The 20,407-nt window shown below is 42.8% G+C and carries 25 protein-coding genes and 1 pseudogene; 17 read left to right on the top strand and 9 right to left on the bottom strand.

All coding sequences use genetic code 11. The features are described 5' to 3' along the window. Window positions 1-20: 20 nt before the first annotated feature. The gene (locus GNE10_RS00690) at window positions 21-191 is read right to left on the bottom strand and encodes a hypothetical protein (protein ID WP_185563197.1); all 171 of its coding nucleotides are present in this window, start codon (window positions 189-191) and stop codon (window positions 21-23) included. Between the two features lie 15 nt (window positions 192-206). Here GNE10_RS00690 and GNE10_RS00685 point away from each other — a divergent pair, with 15 nt between their 5' ends. Beyond that, window positions 207-545 (top strand): hypothetical protein, encoded by a 339-nt coding sequence (locus tag GNE10_RS00685; protein ID WP_185563196.1) that lies wholly within the window; start codon window positions 207-209, stop codon window positions 543-545. Window positions 546-565: 20 nt separating this feature from the next. Here GNE10_RS00685 and GNE10_RS00680 read toward each other — a convergent pair whose 3' ends face one another. After that, window positions 566-2,938 (bottom strand): DnaB-like helicase N-terminal domain-containing protein, encoded by a 2,373-nt coding sequence (locus GNE10_RS00680; RefSeq protein WP_185563195.1) that lies wholly within the window; start codon window positions 2,936-2,938, stop codon window positions 566-568. A 246-nt stretch (window positions 2,939-3,184) separates the two neighbouring features. After that, window positions 3,185-3,394 carry a helix-turn-helix transcriptional regulator gene (locus tag GNE10_RS00675; RefSeq protein ID WP_221642682.1) on the bottom strand — a complete coding sequence of 70 codons (210 nt, stop codon included), beginning with the start codon at window positions 3,392-3,394 and terminating at the stop codon, window positions 3,185-3,187. A gap of 506 nt (window positions 3,395-3,900) precedes the next feature. On the opposite strand from GNE10_RS00675, the gene GNE10_RS00670 reads away from it, so the two are divergent. From GNE10_RS00670 to GNE10_RS00635, 9 genes are all read left to right on the top strand, one after another. Then, entirely contained in the window at window positions 3,901-4,083 is a 183-nt protein-coding gene (locus GNE10_RS00670; RefSeq protein ID WP_185563193.1) for a hypothetical protein, read from the top strand. Window positions 4,084-4,286: 203 nt separating this feature from the next. Further along, window positions 4,287-4,478 carry a peptide ABC transporter substrate-binding protein gene (locus GNE10_RS00665; RefSeq protein ID WP_185563192.1) on the top strand — a complete coding sequence of 64 codons (192 nt, stop codon included), beginning with the start codon at window positions 4,287-4,289 and terminating at the stop codon, window positions 4,476-4,478. Window positions 4,479-4,572: 94 nt separating this feature from the next. Beyond that, on the top strand, window positions 4,573-4,848 hold the full coding sequence (locus tag GNE10_RS00660; protein WP_185563191.1) for a hypothetical protein: 276 nt from the start codon (window positions 4,573-4,575) through the stop codon (window positions 4,846-4,848). A gap of 181 nt (window positions 4,849-5,029) precedes the next feature. Continuing rightward, complete coding sequence (locus GNE10_RS00655; protein WP_099072921.1) at window positions 5,030-5,389, top strand: hypothetical protein; 360 nt, start codon at window positions 5,030-5,032, stop codon at window positions 5,387-5,389. A gap of 55 nt (window positions 5,390-5,444) precedes the next feature. Continuing rightward, window positions 5,445-5,657: a hypothetical protein gene (locus tag GNE10_RS00650; RefSeq protein ID WP_185563190.1), complete on the top strand. Its 213-nt coding sequence runs from the start codon at window positions 5,445-5,447 to the stop codon at window positions 5,655-5,657. Continuing rightward, the gene (locus tag GNE10_RS35650; protein WP_260446697.1) at window positions 5,654-5,788 is read left to right on the top strand and encodes a hypothetical protein; all 135 of its coding nucleotides are present in this window, start codon (window positions 5,654-5,656) and stop codon (window positions 5,786-5,788) included. Before GNE10_RS00650 ends, GNE10_RS35650 begins: the two co-directional genes overlap by 4 nt. Further along, on the top strand, window positions 5,778-6,992 hold the full coding sequence (locus GNE10_RS00645) for a hypothetical protein (RefSeq protein ID WP_185563189.1): 1,215 nt from the start codon (window positions 5,778-5,780) through the stop codon (window positions 6,990-6,992). Before GNE10_RS35650 ends, GNE10_RS00645 begins: the two co-directional genes overlap by 11 nt. A gap of 261 nt (window positions 6,993-7,253) precedes the next feature. Next, a complete protein-coding gene (locus GNE10_RS00640) occupies window positions 7,254-7,562 on the top strand; it encodes a hypothetical protein (protein WP_185563188.1) in 309 nt (102 codons plus the stop codon). 14 nt (window positions 7,563-7,576) lie between these two features. Then, window positions 7,577-7,894 (top strand): hypothetical protein, encoded by a 318-nt coding sequence (locus GNE10_RS00635; RefSeq protein WP_185563187.1) that lies wholly within the window; start codon window positions 7,577-7,579, stop codon window positions 7,892-7,894. Here GNE10_RS00635 and GNE10_RS00630 read toward each other — a convergent pair. Then, on the bottom strand, window positions 7,891-8,169 hold the full coding sequence (locus GNE10_RS00630) for a hypothetical protein (RefSeq protein ID WP_185563186.1): 279 nt from the start codon (window positions 8,167-8,169) through the stop codon (window positions 7,891-7,893). The genes GNE10_RS00635 and GNE10_RS00630 overlap by 4 nt on opposite strands. 28 nt (window positions 8,170-8,197) lie before the next feature. On the opposite strand from GNE10_RS00630, the gene GNE10_RS00625 reads away from it, so the two are divergent. The 3 genes and pseudogenes from GNE10_RS00625 to GNE10_RS00615 form a co-directional block, all read left to right on the top strand. Then, the gene (locus GNE10_RS00625) at window positions 8,198-9,385 is read left to right on the top strand and encodes a transposase (protein WP_185563185.1); all 1,188 of its coding nucleotides are present in this window, start codon (window positions 8,198-8,200) and stop codon (window positions 9,383-9,385) included. A 13-nt stretch (window positions 9,386-9,398) separates the two neighbouring features. Continuing rightward, window positions 9,399-9,722 (top strand): hypothetical protein, encoded by a 324-nt coding sequence (locus tag GNE10_RS00620; protein ID WP_185563184.1) that lies wholly within the window; start codon window positions 9,399-9,401, stop codon window positions 9,720-9,722. Then, a pseudogene (locus GNE10_RS00615) lies at window positions 9,721-9,951 on the top strand (hypothetical protein); the annotation flags it as partial. The gene GNE10_RS00620 and the pseudogene GNE10_RS00615, both read left to right, overlap by 2 nt. Before the next feature lie 73 nt (window positions 9,952-10,024). On the opposite strand, the gene GNE10_RS00610 reads toward GNE10_RS00615, so the two are convergent. Beyond that, a complete protein-coding gene (locus GNE10_RS00610) occupies window positions 10,025-11,212 on the bottom strand; it encodes a calcium-binding protein (protein WP_185563183.1) in 1,188 nt (395 codons plus the stop codon). 354 nt (window positions 11,213-11,566) lie between these two features. Here GNE10_RS00610 and GNE10_RS00605 point away from each other — a divergent pair, with 354 nt between their 5' ends. Beyond that, window positions 11,567-13,765, top strand: coding sequence for an ATP-binding protein (locus tag GNE10_RS00605; protein ID WP_185563182.1), 2,199 nt, complete (start codon window positions 11,567-11,569; stop codon window positions 13,763-13,765). 28 nt (window positions 13,766-13,793) lie between these two features. Here GNE10_RS00605 and GNE10_RS00600 read toward each other — a convergent pair whose 3' ends face one another. After that, window positions 13,794-13,973: a hypothetical protein gene (locus GNE10_RS00600; protein WP_185563181.1), complete on the bottom strand. Its 180-nt coding sequence runs from the start codon at window positions 13,971-13,973 to the stop codon at window positions 13,794-13,796. A 332-nt stretch (window positions 13,974-14,305) separates the two neighbouring features. Between GNE10_RS00600 and GNE10_RS00595 the strand changes: the two genes are divergently transcribed. From GNE10_RS00595 to GNE10_RS00585, 3 genes are all read left to right on the top strand, one after another. Then, window positions 14,306-16,708, top strand: a complete 2,403-nt coding sequence (locus GNE10_RS00595; RefSeq protein WP_185563180.1) for a DUF4912 domain-containing protein — start codon at window positions 14,306-14,308, stop codon at window positions 16,706-16,708. Between the two features lie 59 nt (window positions 16,709-16,767). Further along, on the top strand, window positions 16,768-17,289 hold the full coding sequence (locus tag GNE10_RS00590) for a DUF937 domain-containing protein (protein ID WP_185563179.1): 522 nt from the start codon (window positions 16,768-16,770) through the stop codon (window positions 17,287-17,289). A gap of 456 nt (window positions 17,290-17,745) precedes the next feature. Then, entirely contained in the window at window positions 17,746-18,393 is a 648-nt protein-coding gene (locus GNE10_RS00585; protein WP_185563178.1) for a class I SAM-dependent methyltransferase, read from the top strand. A gap of 186 nt (window positions 18,394-18,579) precedes the next feature. Here GNE10_RS00585 and GNE10_RS00580 read toward each other — a convergent pair whose 3' ends face one another. From GNE10_RS00580 to GNE10_RS00570, 3 genes are all read right to left on the bottom strand, one after another. Continuing rightward, window positions 18,580-18,951 (bottom strand): hypothetical protein, encoded by a 372-nt coding sequence (locus GNE10_RS00580; RefSeq protein WP_185563177.1) that lies wholly within the window; start codon window positions 18,949-18,951, stop codon window positions 18,580-18,582. 167 nt (window positions 18,952-19,118) lie between these two features. Then, window positions 19,119-19,502, bottom strand: a complete 384-nt coding sequence (locus GNE10_RS00575; RefSeq protein WP_185563176.1) for a hypothetical protein — start codon at window positions 19,500-19,502, stop codon at window positions 19,119-19,121. Between the two features lie 2 nt (window positions 19,503-19,504). After that, a complete protein-coding gene (locus GNE10_RS00570; protein ID WP_185563175.1) occupies window positions 19,505-20,380 on the bottom strand; it encodes a hypothetical protein in 876 nt (291 codons plus the stop codon). Window positions 20,381-20,407 lie beyond the last annotated feature (27 nt).

The raw sequence follows: 20,407 nt of genomic DNA, 5'->3' as shown, positions 1-20,407 counted from the left end.
GACTTGAAGGTACTTTCGGCTTACATCGAGGTCAGTGAAGATGATATGAAAAACGCGATCGCCACTTTATGACAATCCACCCAACGCCGAATAACCTTAGGACAGTAATCACTAACGCGATCGCCATAAAACCAACTTGGGCGATCGCGTTTTTCATGCCTTGCTACTAGAATTGCCGTATCACACGGCAATACAGGATTTTGAACATGAATAAAGGGGGGCGAACTAGCACCACCTGGGGGACGGGCAGCACTTGGCGCAGCACAGAATTTAAAACGATTAGAGTACCCGTTGCTCTAGCTGATGAAATCATAGAATATGCCAAGGCGTTAGACGCTGGTATTGCCGTATCACACGGCAATACAGCCGATTTGGTTCTAGCGCTGCTCGACCGCTACATTGAATACAAACGGCTCAATTACCACCCTAACCAGAACTCAAAACAACTCGACACCAGCACCCGCGCCTGGGATGAGCTACGGAAATTTCAAAAACTGGTGCGAGAGAATCCGCAAGCACTAGGCATTTACGATACTTGCGAGTAGTACTGTTGCGAGTTATAATGTCAGGCTTTTGCTAGCTGGTGAGGCCAGTAGGGTTTTGCTAGTCGCTTTTTACGATCGCCAGATTTAAGCCAGATGCCATCAGATCTAATGTCAGTAATGGTGGCGAAGCTTTCCGCGTGCTTGCCAACCAGAATTACTACCTCATCCCCCACCTCAAAGTCGTGCCTTGGGGACTGCTCACAGCATTGCAAGTCCGTGAACCGTAAACCAAGAGTGCCTCGCCCTGGAACTTTGCAAGTGACCTCCGACATCTGATCAAAAATCAGGAATGCTGTTACTTCTCGCTTGAATGACAAGCTCCAATAGACACCTTTCTCTTGAAGCAGTGGCAGTAGGGGTAATTCTGACTTTGTTTCTGAGGGGGAGGGGTGATCGTCGCTAACGACGATCACCCCACGATCACCCCCACGATCACCCCTGACAATATTGTCTGGCAAGGCTTCTGGCGATTGGTGATCGTGATGCTGCGAAAAGGGCTGATTATTTTTTTCTAATTCAGATTTTTTTTCTAGCGATTTTTTTGTACTTAGACGATCACCTTCGGCTGTATCGCTTGCCGTGTCTTGATTGATGGGGTGATCGTGGGGTGATCGTGGGGTGATCGAGTATTCTACGATACTTTGCACTGAATCATACTCTAACTCAGTGGTGGTAATGCTTTCAGCGATTTCGCAGTGGCGATCGGGGGTGATCGGGGGGTGATCGTCGCTCGATGGGGGGTGATCGGGGGCGATCGCCACAGACTCAAGGACTAAGAAATAGTTAGTTGCATATCCTTCTCTGCGCTCGAATGAAATTAGCCCATCGGCGGCCAGTCCGTTTAAGCAGTTGCGAATATGCCCGTCTGAGTAGCCCAGTCTGTGAGCCAGTTCTTTAGATGTGAACCTGATGTTCCGGTTTTTGCTGAAGAAGTCTAAAAGTGCATCCTTGGCTGACTGTTCCGAGACGTTCGACCCCTGGTCTGGTTCTTCTCCCAGGAAAGTGAAGCTGACATCTTCGGGGTTGAAGTACATCCGGTATTTTTTCCCCGAAGACCTGGAGCGTGATTTGTTGATTTCTAAAAGGCGATCGTAAGGTGTGGCAGTCTGGCTGTTGTCCTTGGTCAGCGTCCAGACTTCCGAAACTGCATTTCTAATGGCAGTCGTACCGCGCACGCCGCCTTCGCGATTGGTGTGGTGGATTATCAAAAAAGTGGTTTTATGTTGGGTCGCTAGCCCAGTCATCTGCAATATGGGGCGGGCGTACTCCATCTGAGACTCTTGGTAGATGGAATACCTGTTGGCGGTTGAGAGCGAATCAAGCACCACAAAGTCCGGTTGAAACTCTTGTAAATCCTGAATCAGCGCTGGCATATTTTCAGCGCTCCAGCCAAAGCGGGTTCTAACATATTTACCGATGTCGTCTTCAGAGTAGCCAAGGGATTCTAGGGCTTGCATCATATCACCTGGGCTTTCATCACCTTGGTAATAGAGAATTTTTCGTTTTTCGCCTGTGGCAATAAATTTACCGAATTGAGTGCCTTGAATCATTACTTTGGCGATACCGTAAGCAAATTTGGTTTTACCAACTCCGCCATCTGCTGCTAGTAAAATCGTGGTACTTTTTGGTACTAATCCATTGACTAGCCACTCTCGAACTGTAGAACCTGCTAACTCTTTTAGCTCTTCGTAGGTGAGCAACTTACTACATTCTCCAATCAGGCTTTGTAGATAGAAATGTTCGAGAAACTTTGTATTACGCGAACACTCTTTGGCTAGTTTTTCCAGTTTAAAAAATCTCAGTGACGGCTTTGCTATTTTGGTATAAATGTTCGTCAATTCTTTTAACAGTTGGTCGTGTTCCCATAGCTCATGCTCGTCTTTTGTTGCCGCGACTGGTGTGTCAATTACTGCTTTGATTTCATTGTTGACCGTTGCAAGAATATCGACCAAATCCTGTTCTTCTTCATACCCTAGCTGTATCAGTCTGTAGCCCTTTCTTATGACTTCACGGTGTTTATGTTTTTTGATTATTGTGTATGCATGATGGTCGATATTCACTGCACTAACACTTCTATCAAAGAGAGTAGCTAGTTTATTTCTGCCACCAATTCTTTCTAACGAACCATGCTCTAAAAGCCAACCAGCAACATGTATTATTTCTGTTGGTTGACCTTTTTTGTGGAGATTCAGGCACGCTTTATAAATGTCTTGATGTGCCCCAATAAAAAAATGCTCTGGCTTTAATCTGTCTTTAACTCGGCAGATTGCATCAGGGTCTAATAAGATACCACCTAGCACTGCTTCTTCCGCGTCAATATTGCTTGGTAACGGTTTACCTTCATTGATTTTGAAGTCTAATTCTTCGGTGTAGGAATAGGGGATTGCTATCATTTTTCTACCCCCTTCTCGCTTGTTTTTGTGTTAAAATAAGCGCTAGTGAAGGCACTAGAATCTATCTGAATATCTGGAATATTCTTGGCTTTACTGCTACTATTCATCTCATTATTTGTTGTTGTTTTTACGGATTCGCTCACTGCCGAAAATGCTAGTGAGCGTTTTCTTTGGCTGCATTTCTTAGATTAAGGTTTCATGGCGACTCACTAACTAACCCATCGAAATCGAATGATGGACTTGGCTTTACTCAGGAGCGGATTTGTTCGGTGGCCCAAAATGATCTGGCAATTCATCAGGTGTAATTTCCAGGATTCTCAGGAGAATTTTGTACTGCACAGGAGTGAGTTTGGGCACAGCTCTACCTCTTTCCCAATTAGCCACAGTGTTTTCTGTGACTCCTAGCTCTTCAGCAAGTTCTTTTTGGGTGATGTGTCGAAGCGTCCTGAGTCTCATAAGGGGTGATAAGGGCTTTTTTGACATCTTAACCTAAATTAATTTAGCCTTAACAGGTTGTGCTTTTCCCAAAATTGATTTAGGCTAGAGAGGTCAAACCCTAAAGCAATTTGGGGAACAAAGACAAAAAAAAGTACAGGTGCTACAGAACTAGCGCCCTAAAAGTAGTGCCTGACTTTTCCTTAGTGTCTCACTCACGCTTAAAGCTGCAATAAGACCCACTTCCCCGCATACCAATATGCGGAAATTGTGGAGCTGTGCAGCACACCCTGTACCTGATGCCCAATGCCCGATACCCAATACCCCAAAACAAACAGAGATAGCAGCCTGTTGGCACTGAGCCGAGGAAAGATCTGCTAGGGGTGATGACTAATAACTCATAACTAATGACTGATGACCGATAACCAACTCCCAAACAGACAGAGATAGCAGCCTGTAGCTAATGAAGCGGTGTAAAGACCTGCTGGGGGAGTCAATGACCAGATTGAAAATGCCAACACAACATTATGTCCAAAAAAGCAAACATCATTCAGCAAAACAAACGCCGCAAGAAACGTGGACTCAAGCCACGCCGCTCTGGCTGGTTTTTGTCGGTCATGCTCGTGCCTTCCCTTGAAAGGAGTCAACCGAACGCACAAGCAGTACCTTATCCGGTGGCGACTTCAAACATTGAGGTGAATCATGACTGAGCATCCCAGGATTCGCTGCATCCCTCACATATCCCAATATGCCGACCCTGTGGAATTCCATAAGATTCTCGGCGAACTAGACGAGAAAAAACCCGACTGTCCCCACAACGTCGATGCAGCTGAAACCTTAGCCAAACCCCCAGAGAGACGTGGCTGGCAGCAAGTGTACGTTGACGCCGCGGAGCAATGGGAGGAATAGGCAAATGGAAAAGCAATTGACGCCAAGACAATTACTTGAAGCTAGGGACTGGATCAAAGACTGCTGTCCGTGGAGAGACTTGCCCGATCCAGAATGTGTAGATGATCTAAGCGACGAGGAGGTTGTCAAAGGAGTTGAAAAGCATTTTTCTGGTGGGCTTAGACAATTCGCGATTGAAACGGAAGGGTTGGAATAGACAAAGGCGATCGTTCCTGGGAGGGTGCGATCGCCAAAAAGCAATAGTTTATGAATCGAAAATAAATCGAAAATAAGGAGATTTTACCCCAAAAATGTCGAAACCACTAGGTCACTACACTAGTTACACCCCAGGAGACGGCTCCTACCTAGAATCGCTTCAAGAAAGCTACGGCAGCATGTTCGAGAAAATCAGTCGGAGAGAGAAGCTTTTTCTGATTTCTGGACTTGCATCGCATCTGTGCGTCCTTGAACCTGGCGAAACCCGCGACGAAATTTACAAACTCAGCGTGCAATTGCAAATACAACTCGAAGAATCCGACCAGAAAGGGCTTCTCGAAGCGCTGATAGCCCAAGTTCGCCATGAGTAGCAGTAAAGAAAGCTCTCAAACCCTTTGCTATCAATGCTTTCGCAAAAGGTACCGTTTTCAACAGCAACACTTGACACGAGGTTTAGTGGCGTTTAAGCCCCACCATACCCCAGCTGCGATCCTAGTATGCACAGACTCAAACCCCACTTAAGACCGCGCATCATACCCTTACGCAACCACTATGGAAACACTAGAAGCCACAACTAATGGCACTAAAGCCGGACTAAAAGCCGACGATAAACCAAAAAAACAAGCAGACAAGCCTAAACGTCACCTGCCATCACTGCCAAGCGCTATTTCAGCCGCAGACATGAACCAGGTTGAGTATTCCGGACTTGCAGATAGAACAGCCGTCGAATGGTCGTCCTTGCAAAACTACGAGATGTTCAGCCTTTCAGCGGATGGATCATTTCCAATGATGAAGGTCAGTCGTAGCAAAGCCGTCCGGCTAGCCGATCGCCAGGTGATGATGGTCGGTTCCGGACGCTGTTTTCGCGTCTCATTGTCAAATCACCCGACACAAAACAAGCCCCAGTCATGACCTGGAGCTTGTTCGACGGTGACTTAACACCGTCTCTACCTAACCAAAATTTACCATGAGTACTCGACCACTAACACCCAAAGAACAAAAAGTAATTGAGCAATTTGAATCAGCCCGCCCTGGGCTGGGCGAAATTGCCGAAAGGAACATCCGCAACAACGACAAAACCGGCTGGGCTGACATCATAGCCGATACCCCAGAAGAAGAATTGGTAATTAGTGAAGGTTCCGCCGCGAATTCGTTCATATACAGGAAAATTGGCGGATGACAGAAATGAAGGAATTGATTATTTTCGTTCTCACCATAGCAGGACTACTCATCGGCATCATTGCGTTTTACAAACAACAGCAAGCCAATGAGCCTTTCTACCTCAAAATCGAGGTGCAGTATGGCAAATGACTTGGTCGATATCAAAGTTACAGCCCCGCCCAGGAATGCTTCAACATCTGTAACCTGGGTAGAAATGCATCTACCGGATGCCAAAACCCTACTGCGTTACTGTACTTGGGGAGTAGGCAGGTTATGTTTTTCTGTGTCCTTATTCACCGTCAGCATTGCCCGGAATGCTTTTAAATTCGGCGTTTGGGTGTGTGATGGCGTTGAAGCTGGGGTCAAGCGCTTGCTGAAAGTGTACGACGCTCTCCCCTACGCTGGAACGCCCATCACTCAAGTGATTGAAGCAAGCGCGGCTGTCGTTGAGGAGCCGCTAGAAATAATCACCGATATCATCAGTGCCATTGACGGCAAGCAGGTGATGATCATCGGGGAAATGGGAACAGGGAAAAGCACTCTGGCTCAATACCTTGCTTACACCGTTGGCGGTCGCGTTCGCGTCTACGAATGTGAGGGAACGCCAACAGACTGGCAAGGTCTTGAGGTGATTGGCAAAGGCGAGAACTGGTCAGCGATTGAGTTGGGAATGTCTGAAGACCTGGAAGACTTGAGTAACCAGTTGAAGCTGCGTAACGAAAAGGGTGACGCTGCTTTAGTTGGTACTGAGCGGGTAATCATCGCGGAAGAGTACCCCGAACTAGTTTCAAAGGTTGCCAGTAGCAGCGAATGGCTCGAACGCCACGCCCGCAGAGGTCGCAAAGCCCGACGTTTTACCATATTGCTGTCCCAGTACGACCGTGTAGCAGCCTGGGGACTGGAGGGCAAGAGCGATTTAGCCGATGCCTTCTTCCGTATTCGCCTGGGCAAAAAGGCTCAAGCCCATGCCAAAAGCTTGAAAAATGAACAGCTTGTCAACTGGTTAAAACAAAACCAGAGTCACTGTTTACTCGACGATCAGCCGCTAAAACTCCCCCCATACCGTGAGATGAAAGCCGCAACAGTTCGTAATGGTTCGACCATATTCCAACCATACACAGACAACGCGATCGCGCCCCAAAAATCGGCTGAAAATGCCCTCGAACCCGTTTCAGAGACGGGTTTTGAGGAAAATTGTTCGGATAATGACCGGGTACTTTGGCGGCTAATTCAGCGGTTTGGAGAGGGAAAAAGCGATAGCGCGATCGTGACTGAGGTGATGGGCTTCACTGGCAAGCGGTACGGTGAGGGTGTGGCGCTCCTGGAGCGGTTAAGGAAGCAGTTCGGAGGATAACCAAATGAGTAATTTTCGACTCACGTTCACTGCCACGAATGAGTACTCAGAGGAAAGTCTTGAGATGAGCAAGGTTGAATTGCAGGCGCACTTCCCTAAGCAGACGGAAATGCTTGAAAATTCACCGTGCAGCACCGTTGCACTACCAAATAGAAAAGGAGATTGCACAGTCATTATTGAAAAGCTGAATAGCTAAATCAAAAGCGATCGCGTGAACGGTGCGCGATCGTCCTTCCTGTATCTACATTTTGGAAATAGACAGTGACCAATATTCCTGAGCCTGTGTGGACAAAAGAACTAAACAAATTTGTGTTGAGAGAATACCCAAAGCTACCTAATTTTCTAAATTGTTCAATCGCATATTTTAATGAAGAAAACTCCGAAGAGTTTTATTTTTCGTTTGGTAGTTGGGGTATGGATAGAGAAGAAATTACAGAAGAAATGTGTTTGTTGTGCTGTCAAGCATTGTTAGACGCAGATGCTAATGTTTCTTTTTGCTCTTTTAAATCCGATCTAGAATACGCCCAAAATTATTTTTATGAGATTGAATCTGATTCTGAAGAATCATGAAATGAGGTGGTTAAATGTTTGGTTTTGACGGTGAAGTTAAAGGTTTTCAATCTGTTGTTGAGAGAATTTCGTCCAACTATTCCAACATAAAACTTGACCATAAAGAAGTCAGGGCATACGCACGATGTATGTTGATAATCCTACCCGAATTAGATATTAATTCCAGGTTTAAACCCGAAATCCAAACTTTGCTTGCAGTGATTTCTGCCAGTGGCTTACCTCACTATGACCGTTCTTTTTTAGCTTCAAGAATATTGGAATTGTTAAAGGATGACGCTTTTTTGAAGTCATCAAATAATGAATCCAATGTTTTTGAACCTGATAATTTCTAACCGCCTGATGAGCCGGACTGACTCGCTGGCGAAACGTGATCGAGAAGTGCGATCGCGTCGCGGACTGGAGTCCAACCCAGACGTACAGCACATACACACAGTGGCTTAGGGCTTTTACCGTGAAACAAGCTTATGGCTTTTAGCATTTCATAAGCTCGGCTGCCGTGACTGTGCTGTCCCCCCTGTGTCGCCGCAGTTCGCGCTGCGGTATTGCCTTGAGAGTGAATTAGGCTGTTTGGGCCTTCGGGTGATTCGCAGGCAGACATCAGGGACATAACGACTGAACCACCCAGGAGTAACTGAATGATTAAAATTTTGGGACTTGATGTGAGCAAGTCCTCCGTTTCGGCTTGCCTGCTAACGTCCAAGCCCAACCAACCACGTCAATTTTATTATGAATGTCCGTTTTACCGCTTTAGCGCCAATACCGAAGGAATCAAAGCCTTGTTGGAGCTAAAGGCGGACATTGCACTGATTGAGCCAACTGGCTCGAACTACAGCAAACTCTGGGGTACTCATTTGGCTCGTGCCGGGGTAGAAGTGCGGTTGGTCGGTCACAAGGAACTAAAAAATTATCGAGCAAACCACTTGGGACTTCCAGATAAGGATGATGATGCCGATTCTCTGGCGCTGGCCTGTTATTACTTTGATTACCACACTGATCTACGGCGATTTGTCCAAATTCGTGACCAAGTAGTTGTCAAAATTCGTGAACTGGTTTTAAGACTAGCTCACCTCAATCGGGTGCAGTCGCCGATCATCAACAGGGCAAGACAGGATTTAGCTTGGCAGTTTCCAGAGGTGGCGCAAGTGCAATCTAAACGCAGTGAATCAGGTGAAGTGCCTTTACTATGGGGTTGGCTAGCTGGTGAAAGAAAATCCACGCGCTATGATCGTCTTTACGCTCAAACGGCTGGCTTGGGGATTACAGACACAGTTCGCCAACATGCGAAACGTGTTTGCAATCTCCAGCGCGAAGAACATGCAATTGAACAGGAGTTACGGCAACTGCTTGCTGATTCCCGGTTTGAACCTTACCGTAGAGTTTTTAAAAGATTTGGCTTTGGCGATCGGCTTTCTTCTGTGCTGATATCCCAGATTTTCCCCATCGAGGGATTCTTGGATGCAGATGGTAAACCAGAGGTGAAGATACGCCAGGGGCGAAACTCCAAAAAGCCCACTAAACGGCATCTCTCGCTGCGGAGATTTCAGAAAGCTTTGGGGGCTGCTCCATCACTGGTGGCATCGGGTGACAGTAAGAAAACTAAAGTTGTTGGCGGTTCTGACTTGTGTCGTAAAGCTTTGTGGCAGTGGGTTTACACTCGCATTGAGCCGCGGCGATCGCGTCTTAAAAATGATATTGGTCAGCAATTGGGGAGTCAACTCGATGCCGAGAAAGCCGCTGGTCGTCCCGCAAAGTTGATTAGAAACCGAATTGCAGCCAAAGCAGCACGGCTACTGTTTAGAGAATTAGTTAAAAGTTTGACATGAGGAAATGGAGATTATGTCCGTTCAGTACTACAAACTAAAAGGAAAAACCCCCGTTGCTGTTAATTCCTTTATGGACTGGAATTCATGGATGGCTTCAGCGACCTTTGCTGAAACTACAGTTATGTTCAACGAGTTTAAAGATTGTTTGATTTCAACTAGGTTTGTAGGCATAAATTTGAACCCTGGCATCTGCAACTCTGGGTCTAAGCCGATGGTGTTTGAAACTTTGGTCATGGGTGGGGTAATGGATGGAAGAAGAAACTTCTACCCCACCTGGGATGACGCAGTGCAGGGACATCTCAAAATATGTACTCAAGTTTTTAAATTACTAGAGTGAAATGCTGGAAACAGAAAACGAGTTGGGAGATATGACAGAACACATGCTGATGGCAGTTGGGACTCGATATGGCAAAAGCAGTGTAGAGTACGGTATGGCGGGAGGAGTTCCTAAAAAAAAGCGTCGTAAGGGACTAAGAGGCGAGTCGCCAACTTTCAAGGCTGATGAATCGTCATTTGTTGCTAGCGTACAGAGCAAGAATGGAAAAGAAACAGCAACAACAAGTTAGGATGTGGGCTATTAGCTGTATGAATCTAGATGTAGAGAGGTTGCAATGCAACGTCTCTACAAGGATTTTGATATTACACCAAATCCACTGAACCTGTGTATCCTTTGAGAATTCCCAAAGAAGCACCACATGAATTAATTAGTGTGTCATTGCCGATGCGGGTGAAGCTGGCGTTTAAGCCACTGACATTTAAGCGATCGCTGCAAGTAAAATTATAGATAATAGCAAAACCACTGCTTCCCAAAATTACTGTATCTGTTCCTTCACCCAAATAAACGTTATCATTCCCCCCGCCTTTTACCTCTACAGATGAATCAAACAGCTTTGTATCTTGACTTAAAGGTTGCGGTAAACAAACCGTTCCGCCTTTGAGATTGATGACATTATTACCACTTCCCACTCGGATAGTATCATCACCGGAACCGGCAAAAATTAAATTATCACCAGAACCAGATTGAATCATGCTATTAGTATCATTGGTAATAATTGTATCGTTGCCATCACCTGCATAAATTTTGGTAGAACTTAAGCCGGGAATACCAACAGCAACAATAAAATCTTGACCATCGCCTGTTCTAATTGTAGTTTCACCATAGGGAACAACAGCAATTTGATTGTCACCATCTCCAGCGATAATGCTTTGGTCATAAGATGGCGAACCGCTATCAAATATATAAGTCAATATTGAAACTTCACTGGTGATTACGTCATTTCCTGAGCCTGTTCTAATTCTGGCATCTCCGGCTCCTAAAAAAATTAAGTTGTTGCCTTTTCCCGCATCAATTGTTCGGTTGGCAAATCCACTTAAAGAAAAAATATCGTCTCCCGCTCCTGCCGAGGCAACTAATTTAGGAATTGCTGCTAAGCCAATGATATGATTATCAGCATCGAGCAGATAATTTCCACCATAATCATCTAAAAAGTTGTTTCCACTGCCTAAACGAATTGTGTGATTACCTGCTCCTAAACTGACGTAATCATCTCCTGTGCCAGTATAAACAATTGCTTCAAAATCATTGGTTTGGCAAGGTAAGGAGCTAGTTTGTAAAATCTCACCACTAAAAATGCTACTTTCAAAATTCAATGTTAAGTCTACTTTTCTTCCTAATAAAATAACATCATTGCCATCTCGCGTATTGAGGATATTATTGTTACCTTCAACAACAAACCAGTCTGAATTGTTAGTACCGTTAATTCTTTGATTAGTATCTTGAATCAATTGTTGAGCATAGGTAATGCCGCGAAAAATTTGGTTTGTCATACAAAATACAGATTAATGAAGCGCAAATTTATGTAGATGAGCCATTATTCTCAATAATTAGATAAAATCCGGTAAATTTACCAGAATTTTTCTGATACCCTTTGTTTATCAGGCTGCGCCAAATATGAGATTTTTTCAGAAAATTTCCCTATTCCCTATTGCCTGTTCCCTGTTCCCTTTTAATCTTTTATAACCCTGTTGCCTATTGCCTATTGCCTCTTGCCTGCCTATACAGATCGGTTCATTAATCAAATGGGATTGCTATAGAACCAAAATTTTAACTCAAGGTGACTATCTAGACATTTTGGGAACTATATAAAAGTAAATCTGATTAGCAACTTGCAATTCCCACCAATGAAGACTCGCTACTTTAGCAGAAACAAGGCGCTACCATTACAAATTTTTCTTGTTGTTCCCTTTGCAATGCAAATTTTTGCCGCAGTGAGTTTAGTGGGTTATTTGTCCTTTAAAAATGGACAAAGGGCTGTTAATGATTTAGCAGAACAGTTGATAGATCGTACTAGTGGCGTAGTGGATGAACACCTCAAGTCTTATCTTGCCATTCCCCAAACCCTGAATCAGATTAATGCAGATGCTATCCGCAGAGGAATATTAGATGTGCGCGATCGCCAAACTGTTGGTAAGTATTTCTGGGATCAAATCCAAGCCTATGACCTGACTTATATTGGTATTGGATTAACAACGGGTGAAGGAGTAGGTGCTGCTCGTTATGATGGCAAAACCATTACCATTGATGATTGGACAGCTAAGCCTCCTAACAATGTTTACACTTATGCTACTGACAATCAAGGCAATCGAACTCAAGTAAATGCCCGTTGGAATTGGAAAAATTCCCAGCAACCTTGGTACACCCAACCAATAGCCGCCGGTAAACCCATTTGGACAAAGATTTTAGTTGAAAACTTTCCCACAGGCCCCTACATCGTCACCTCTGCAAGTCGTCCGATTTATGATTCGCAAAATCGCTTGCTAGGAATGATTGCTTGCGATATTCATCTGCTAAAACTCAGCGATTTTTTACGTAGTTTGGATATTAGTCAATCTGGACGGGTGTTCCTTTTGGAACGAGATGGTAGATTAATCGCCACTTCTGGCACAGAAAAGCCTTTTACTTTTATTAATCAAAAGGCTGAGAGATTGCGGGCTGTGGACAGCACTGACCCCATAATACAGACTGTTGCTAAACACTTACAAACTTCTAATGGGTTTAAGTCCATTACCAAAGACACAGATTATAGGCTGGAGTTACAAGGAAAAAATTATTTTGTAGATATTACACCTTGGCGTGACGAGTATGGTTTAGATTGGCTATTGGTGGTGAGTGTGCCAGAAAACGCATTTATGGCGCAAATTAACGCCAACACCCAAACCGCCATCACCCTTTGTTTTGCTGCATTAATCGTTGCTTCAGCTATCGGTATCTTTACCTCCCATTGGATTGTACGCCCGATTCTACGTCTAAATCGGGCAAGTAAGGCAATGGCTTCTGGTAATTTAGCTCAAACAGTAGAAACTAGCCCCATTCAAGAACTCAATACCCTGTCTAACTCATTTAATTACATGGCAGGGCAATTGCATGAATCGTTTACAGCTTTAGAAAAAACCAAAGACGAACTAGAAGACAGGGTACAAGAACGTACTACTGAACTCAAAAATACATTAGAGGAATTACAGCGCACTCAATCTCAAATAATTCAAACTGAAAAAATGTCCAGTCTGGGACAACTAGTTGCTGGAGTCGCACACGAAATCAATAATCCAGTGAATTTTATTCATGGCAACCTCATCCATGTGGAACAATATACCCAGGATTTATTGGCAATTTTGCAATTGTATCAGCAGCACAATTCTAATGCTGCTCCAGAAATTCAAATTGCTGCCGAAGAAATGGATTTGGAGTTTTTGCTGCAAGACTTACCCAAAGTTTTGTCTTCCATGAAAGTAGGCACCGATCGCATTCGCCAAATTGTACTTTCTCTGCGAAACTTCTCCCGCATGGACGAAGCGGAATTTAAACGCGTCGATATTCATGAAGGTATTGACAGTACTTTGATGATTCTGCAACATCGCCTCAAAGGTAAACCACAACAACCTGAAATTGAAGTCATCAAAGACTACGGCAATTTACCTTTAGTAGAATGCTATGCCGGACAACTAAATCAGGTGTTTATGAATATTTTAGTGAATGCCATTGATGCCTTAGAAGAAAATCATGTTCAAAGGAATCATCAGCAAAGCCAGGATAATTCTCATCAAATTATCATTCGTACATCAGTGATAAATTCAACGTGGATAAAAATAGCGATCGCTGATAACGGAGTTGGTATTTCTCAAGAATTGCAGCAACGAATATTCGATCCCTTTTTCACTACTAAACCCATTGGCAAAGGAACTGGAATGGGTATGTCTATTAGCTACCAAATTATTACAGAACAACATGGCGGCAAACTAGAGTGTTGCTCAACTTTAGGAAAAGGAACTGAGTTTATCATTCAAATCCCTGTACGCAGAAAACCTCAAACAGCAAGTTGAATTGGTAATTCATATTCGTAAAAGCTACTTAAAATTTTCTTTTTTCATCAGCAATATCTCCTTCAAAAGGTTGAACCCCGCTAGCTGGATAATCATCATCCTTGGGTGCAAAAATTCTGCTAACAGCAGTTAATATGTAGTTGATGATTTTTCCGAAAAATTCTTGAATTGAGTTGGAAAATTCCCGTATTTTTGTAGAAAATGTCATAAATTAATTCCTTGCTCAGACGTTTTCCATTTAACTTTCCCGTCAACAGTCAACAATCAACACTCAACAACCACCACAATTGATTATGCTTTTTTAGCGCCCATTATTTTATACTTGCAAGCATCATACTTTATATACAATCAAAATAAATTATCTCTACTCCAAGAGTGAGTTTTGTGAGTAATTTAGTCAAAAGTATTAGTAATAATTTCCCTCCAAAGAAAGAATAAACTACCAAGGATGATAGCCAGAATTAGGTAGTTTAATCTAATGATTTGACAATAGTCAGTACTCTATCTGCCTCCGTTTGTGATGTGCGGGGGTCTTTTGCTATGAACAAGCAGGCTGGGAAAATTTTTGATCGCCATAAATCACAGGCATCAGTAGCAAGTTTTTTTACTTTTACTGCCGTGTCTGCTCCCTTGGCAATCTCTTTGATTGCTAATCCAGTGTTGGCTCAATCATCGAATGCTAATGTTAATACTTCTTTTCCGGTTCCGCAATCCATTCCTAGTGGAACACAAGTGCGGATTAATGGTACAACCAGCATGGAAAAGATTAATCAAGCATTAGCGCAGGAGTTTCAAAGCAAGTATCCTAATACAAATGTCACCACTGCATATGATGGAACAGATGCGTCTTTGAAAGCATTGCCAAATGGACAGATTGATTTAGCGGCCATTGGTCGTTCGTTAACTGACTCGGAGAAAGCCCAAGGGCTTGCAAGTATTCCCATTACTCGGAATAAAATTGCGGTAATTGTCGGCAAGGATAATCCATATATCAACAATTTGACTTCTGAACAATTTGCTCAAATCTTTCGGGGTGATGTTAATGACTGGTCACAAGTAGGGGGTTCTGCCCACAGAATTCGCTTGATCGATCGCCCAGAAAATAGCGACTTGCGGCAAGCATTCCAAAATTATCCTGTTTTTCAAAAAGCTCCTTTTAAAACAGGTAAAAATGCCATTCAAGTTTCCGCAGACAGTACAGAAGCGGTGGTCAAAGAATTAGGGACAGATGGTATTGGATATGCGATCGCCGACGGGGTAATCAATAATCCCAATGTAAAAATTGTGGCACTACATAATGTTTTGCCCACCGATGCCCGTTATCCCTTTTCTCAACCTTTGGCTTATGCCTACGATAAATTTAATCCAAGTCCCGCCGCCACGGCATTTTTAGGCTTTGCTACTGCACCGGCTAATAGGGGAATCATTGAACAAGCCAGGGTGAACAATGCCAACCAAACAGCATCCACGCCTACAGGAGCAATTCCTCCCACCACTGGAACTGTAACACAACCCCAACGTGAATCTTCATGGTGGTGGTTATTGCTGATTCCTTTACTAGGTGGATTATTATGGTGGTTAAGTCGGCGTAACGCTAGTTTAACCCCCACTGGAGTTGCCACACCTGTTTTAGGAAGTGCCCAAACCTCAGAGAATCGTATCGTCTTCACACCTCGAAGTTGCAGAGATGGCTATGTTTACTGGGAAGTTTCCAATCAAGTAAAAGAAGATTTGCAACGGCAAGGTGGACGTGGTTTGAAGTTGCGTCTTTATGATGTCACTAATATTGACGACATAGACCGGCAAACACCACATAGCATGAAGGAATTTGATGTAAATGGACAAGCGCGAGATATTCACCTGCCCATCGAGCTAGATAACCGGGATTATGTTGTTGAGCTTGGTTGTTTGAGCAACAATAATCACTGGTTAAACATTGCTCGTTCGGCTAAAGTGCGAGTTCCTGCTTGCCAACCCGTTGGCGTTATCCCTACAGTGGCAAGTGGTGTTGCGGCTGCTTCTTTAGGGGACAATAACTCCATAACTACAAAAGATGAAGGTCGTGTAATTTTAGTACCTCGTAACTCCCAAGATGTCTATGCTTATTGGGAAATTTCCGAAGCACGCAAGGCAGAACTGCAACGCCAGGGGGGAAGACAGTTGGCGCTTCGTCTTTATGACAGTACAGGCATAGATTTGGAACGGCGGAGTGCCCAGAATTTTCGGCAGTTTGAGTGTGACGAATCAACACAAGATTTACACATTCCCATTGCCCAAAGCGATCGCGACTATATGGCAGAATTAGGATACATTACTGCCAATGGACATTGGCTAAAAGTGGCTGAGTCAGCACCGATAAAAGTTTCATCCACTGTTAGAGAAGGTAGTGCAGTCACATCCTCTGATGGGGCAACTAACTTGTCACACTTGGAACGGAGCGATCGCACATCTAACCCAATTGTTGATGTCAGAAATAGAGTTAACGAAACCATCGCAGAAACTACACCTATGGTAGGAGGCTTGGGAGCCACTGCTCACTCATTTTTAGGCAGAAAACAAGGTGATGGCTTACAAACACCTTTAAGGGATGGCTCGACGCTCAAAAGAGATTGCCGGATTATCCTAGTACCTCGCAACACGAGGGATGCTTATGCCTACTGGGAAATTGCAGATGAGTACAAAGCAGCTGCCCGCATACAAGGCGGACGCAGATTTGTCCTGCGAATTCACGATGTCACAAATTTAGACATTGAGCATCAGTCGCCCCATAGTACTCAAGAATATCCATGCAATGAACGCGAACAAGACAAACACGTGGCCATTCCAGCAAGCGATCGCGATTATCTTGCAGAAATAGGTTATTACACAGATGATGGCCGCTGGCTAAGTATTATTCGCTCCTTTGACGTTCACATACCATCCAATAAGCTGTTGAGCATTTAATCAGCAGTCATCCGCCGATTATATCAAGTCATGAATTTTAAATAAGAGAGGAATTAATCATGGGACTTTTTTTTGAGGTTCTCAGTGCCATTAATAATCCCAATCAACGCGGAAATGTTACTCAGTTAGAGTCAATTATCAACTCAATTCAACAAGTGGCAACTAGTCGAGGCATTCAACCATCTCAAATGCAAAATATTATGTCAGTTGTGGGTAATATGCTTCGTCCAGTACTTAGGCAGCAGCAGTCATTACCGGATGGAAATCAGTTACAAAATTTGATTAGTCAAGCTGCTAGTACTAGCACCAGTGGAGTGGGAATGCAATCTTTACTCTCACCTCAATTGCAGCAGCAAATTGTTCAAACAGTTTCCCAAACAACGAGAATCAGCCCGAATGTAATTGACGCTATTTTGCCCACAATAATTTCAGCTGTACAAAGTATGCTCAGTATGGGTTCTACTAGCGGTGGATCTGTAAATTCAAATTCTATTTTGCATACTTTTTTAGATAGCGATCGCGATGGCGACACCGACTTAAGTGACGTTCTGAGATTTGGCGATCGTTTTCTTCATCCATAATATAGATACTGGGTTGCGATAGTTATGATTCCCACAGCCATTGCACCCCATCCCTTAATCCCCTCCCCTTGCTAAGGGCAGGGGAGACAAAGCGTAGCTTTGGCTTTTTGGGGTTTTTCGAGTTTAATAAGTAATCAAGCGGATATCATATTATTTTTTTGCTTATTTGAGAAATCATATTTTTTTGAATCTACCAATGCTTAGAGCTAATTTGTAAACGCAATCTAAAGGATGCTCGAATTATTACTAGGTCTGAGTTTCAGCCCATTGACTGTTAACTGTGAACCGTCAACAGTCAACAATCAACGATCTTCCATAGAATATTTTTTTACTTGAAAGTCCCTTATCAATTGTGAAGTTATTTTGCTGGTAATATAATATACGAAGTTTAATCGTTAACAGGTTATACAGTTGAACAGATAGTTACAACTAATAATCTTATTTGTTAATAAACTTATGCAGATAAATCAAGTCATTGAAACCTACGATCGCGGTGCGGTGGATTATGACGCAATCATGAAGCGTTACTGGCACATTGAACGCGAACCGCTAATTGCTTCCTTACAGCTTCAGCCAGGACACACCGTACTCGATGCTGCGGTGGGAACTGGTCTTAATCTTAGTGCTTATCCCCAAGGAGTACATGTTGTCGGTGTGGATCTTTCTCATAAGATGATCGATGAAGCACGTAAAAAAACTGTATCCGCAGACATCACCTTCAAGGTGTCGGATATCTGCAATTTAGATTTTCCTGATAATAACTTTGATGCAGCAGCATCGGGATTTACCCTGTGTGTTGTTGACGATCCCGTTCGTGCTTTGGAAGAAATTTTACGAGTTACCAAACCTGGTGCTTTAATTGCCATTCTTGATTATTGTAAATCACGAGATCCAGAGATTGGAAAATGGCAAGAATTAATATCTGATGCAGCCTCACAACTAGGTTTTCCCACTGATAAAATCAAGTGGAATGCATTGATGGATTATGACGAATTAATTTACAACAGTAAGCTGAACATTGAAGTGCTGGTAGATAATCGCATAGACAGTCCCAACCCATTTTCATGTGGTTGTCAATTACTATTGAAAAATTCCAAAGTTTAGAAACTATTTATAACGTAAATCTTAACTAGATGCGTTACGGCTGAACGCCTAACACACCGCCATACAAGATGGTGTGTTAGGCGCTGAGTTCATATTTTTCTTAACGGGGAACAGGGAACTCTTAACAGACTTTGCTGTTGCCTGTTGCCCGTTCCCTGTTCCCTCTCCCGAAGGGAGTTGACAATTCTATACCTGTAAAAGAATTCGTGCTGCAATACCAGTCACATGATGAAGTGCATCTAGAAGTCTAGTTTCGTTTTCAGGTTTTTCTAATTCTTTATTCAAGGAATTAATACTTGCTTTTAAATCTGATTGAAGCCTTTCGATTTGACCACCAATTTTTTCCAAGATAGCATTCTCTATCTTAGCTATAGCGACAATTAAATCTCCTCTAGCTTGCACAAAAGATTTTGCTAAACACAAGTTGGTTTCTGATGTGCAAATCAATATAACTTCTTCAAGAGAACCAAGCTTGAATTCAACATCTCTGAGTTCTTCAAGTAGTTCTTCTCTAAGAATATCAATTGGTTTTAGGCGTTCCGGAATAAAAGTAGACATTTTTTCGATCCTCACAAATTACAATTATTAATGCTTAAAGGTAAGTTGATAGTACTTACACATTAACAGGAAATTCCAAATGTGGATGAGTTTCAAAACCATATCTGTCGTAGGGGTTTAACATTGCTAAACCCAAACTGATTAGCTGATATATACCTTGAATATTCTTATCTAGCTAAAAGAACGATTCTTGAGACAATACCGATTACCCGCTCTATAGTTTGCAAAACTGTGATGGTGTTTTCTAATTTTGCTAGCTCTTTTTTTAAGTTAGCAATGCCTGATTCTAAGTCTCCATTAAGTTTTTCAAGTCGTTCTGCAATACTGCCTATTGATGCATCTTGTAGCTTTCGTTTGCAAAGTATATAATCTTTTCTCGCTTCAAGATATCTTTTCCATTTAACTTCATTTTTATCAATTTCAAATTCTTTTTTAAATTTTAAGAATGTTCTAACAGAATCTAAATCTACTTGTGTTTCTTCTAATTCTCTCAGCCGATTGTTTCTGATGTTATCTACATTAGTTAGACGACTAATAATTATACTTGTCATATTTACTCCTTGGTTTTTAATGTTTCAATTACAGACAAAAGATCTTCAATGTCTGTTAGTAATGCGTTAATTCGTCCACTACTAGACCGACCCTCTACAAAATCTTGAAATATGTTTTGAAAATCTCCCAGTGCTTGACTTGCATTTTCAAGTTCTGCGGCAGTGAGTTCTTGAGTTAATAGTTCTCTGCGAGTAGCTATCCATGTATCTTCATCAGCGATGGGTGTGGGTTGGAGCAATGGGTTAATCACAAGTCTTAGTTCTTGTCTATCTTGAATTCCCTTTAAATCACCTTTAATTTGAGTACTCAGAACATTGAGTAACTCTTGCTGTGTCTTTAATTCAAGCATAATAGTCTGATTGCGTTTTTGCAGTTCTTCTTTAAGAGCGCCCCGAATCTTAGAACTGACGATTAGTTTTCCTATACCTTGAAAAACCTCTTTATTTTCTATTAAGTTGCTTTCTCGTAAGGTCTGACCTATTGTATTTAAATTATCTACTACCCCTCCAATAGCAGTTTGTGTTCGCTCAGGAGCATCAGACCCAGCTAAGTCCTGTAGTAATTTAAAATACTTACTCAGCAAGCTGTTGTGTTTTTTGAGCCGATTAATTAAGTCAATTCTATTACTATCTGAATCTGAAAATTCATTGTAATCATCAGATGTTTGATTACTTTCTCTATCTTGTAATAAAAGTTCTTCAGAGCTTTCGTCAATTCGAGTTACAACAGCTAGATCTAATAGTTGGTTGAGAGCTTTGGAATAATTAGTTCCTGCTTGTGCTAGTTTTTTATATTCGTCAGTGGAACGACAAGCACTCAAACAAGTTGTGGCTATTGCTACAGCAATTATTATTGGAAAGTGAATTTTATTTTTCATCTATTGTTTTCAAAGTTGCCCAAAAAT

The organism is Nostoc sp. 2RC (assembly GCF_014222165.1).
Lineage (GTDB): Bacteria > Cyanobacteriota > Cyanobacteriia > Cyanobacteriales > Nostocaceae > Nostoc > Nostoc linckia.
This window is presented reverse-complemented; position numbering and strand designations above follow the sequence as displayed.

Bases quoted from the DNA above. Each gene is read 5' to 3' on its own strand.
- GNE10_RS00575 (WP_185563176.1), bottom strand. From the start codon at position 19,502: ATGACAAGTATAATTATTAGTCGTCTAACTAATGTAGATAACATCAGA.
- GNE10_RS00665 (WP_185563192.1), top strand. From the start codon at position 4,287: ATGGAAAAGCAATTGACGCCAAGACAATTACTTGAAGCTAGGGACTGG.
- GNE10_RS00680 (WP_185563195.1), bottom strand. From the start codon at position 2,938: ATGATAGCAATCCCCTATTCCTACACCGAAGAATTAGACTTCAAAATC.
- GNE10_RS00610 (WP_185563183.1), bottom strand. From the start codon at position 11,212: ATGACAAACCAAATTTTTCGCGGCATTACCTATGCTCAACAATTGATT.
- GNE10_RS00595 (WP_185563180.1), top strand. From the start codon at position 14,306: ATGAACAAGCAGGCTGGGAAAATTTTTGATCGCCATAAATCACAGGCA.
- GNE10_RS00580 (WP_185563177.1), bottom strand. From the start codon at position 18,951: ATGTCTACTTTTATTCCGGAACGCCTAAAACCAATTGATATTCTTAGA.
- GNE10_RS00645 (WP_185563189.1), top strand. From the start codon at position 5,778: ATGGCAAATGACTTGGTCGATATCAAAGTTACAGCCCCGCCCAGGAAT.
- GNE10_RS00635 (WP_185563187.1), top strand. From the start codon at position 7,577: ATGTTTGGTTTTGACGGTGAAGTTAAAGGTTTTCAATCTGTTGTTGAG.
- GNE10_RS00685 (WP_185563196.1), top strand. From the start codon at position 207: ATGAATAAAGGGGGGCGAACTAGCACCACCTGGGGGACGGGCAGCACT.
- GNE10_RS00605 (WP_185563182.1), top strand. From the start codon at position 11,567: ATGAAGACTCGCTACTTTAGCAGAAACAAGGCGCTACCATTACAAATT.
- GNE10_RS00590 (WP_185563179.1), top strand. From the start codon at position 16,768: ATGGGACTTTTTTTTGAGGTTCTCAGTGCCATTAATAATCCCAATCAA.
- GNE10_RS00600 (WP_185563181.1), bottom strand. From the start codon at position 13,973: ATGACATTTTCTACAAAAATACGGGAATTTTCCAACTCAATTCAAGAA.
- GNE10_RS00620 (WP_185563184.1), top strand. From the start codon at position 9,399: ATGTCCGTTCAGTACTACAAACTAAAAGGAAAAACCCCCGTTGCTGTT.
- GNE10_RS00655 (WP_099072921.1), top strand. From the start codon at position 5,030: ATGGAAACACTAGAAGCCACAACTAATGGCACTAAAGCCGGACTAAAA.
- GNE10_RS00650 (WP_185563190.1), top strand. From the start codon at position 5,445: ATGAGTACTCGACCACTAACACCCAAAGAACAAAAAGTAATTGAGCAA.
- GNE10_RS00570 (WP_185563175.1), bottom strand. From the start codon at position 20,380: ATGAAAAATAAAATTCACTTTCCAATAATAATTGCTGTAGCAATAGCC.
- GNE10_RS00630 (WP_185563186.1), bottom strand. From the start codon at position 8,169: ATGTCCCTGATGTCTGCCTGCGAATCACCCGAAGGCCCAAACAGCCTA.
- GNE10_RS00585 (WP_185563178.1), top strand. From the start codon at position 17,746: ATGCAGATAAATCAAGTCATTGAAACCTACGATCGCGGTGCGGTGGAT.
- GNE10_RS00625 (WP_185563185.1), top strand. From the start codon at position 8,198: ATGATTAAAATTTTGGGACTTGATGTGAGCAAGTCCTCCGTTTCGGCT.
- GNE10_RS00660 (WP_185563191.1), top strand. From the start codon at position 4,573: ATGTCGAAACCACTAGGTCACTACACTAGTTACACCCCAGGAGACGGC.
- GNE10_RS35650 (WP_260446697.1), top strand. From the start codon at position 5,654: ATGACAGAAATGAAGGAATTGATTATTTTCGTTCTCACCATAGCAGGA.
- GNE10_RS00675 (WP_221642682.1), bottom strand. From the start codon at position 3,394: ATGAGACTCAGGACGCTTCGACACATCACCCAAAAAGAACTTGCTGAA.
- GNE10_RS00670 (WP_185563193.1), top strand. From the start codon at position 3,901: ATGTCCAAAAAAGCAAACATCATTCAGCAAAACAAACGCCGCAAGAAA.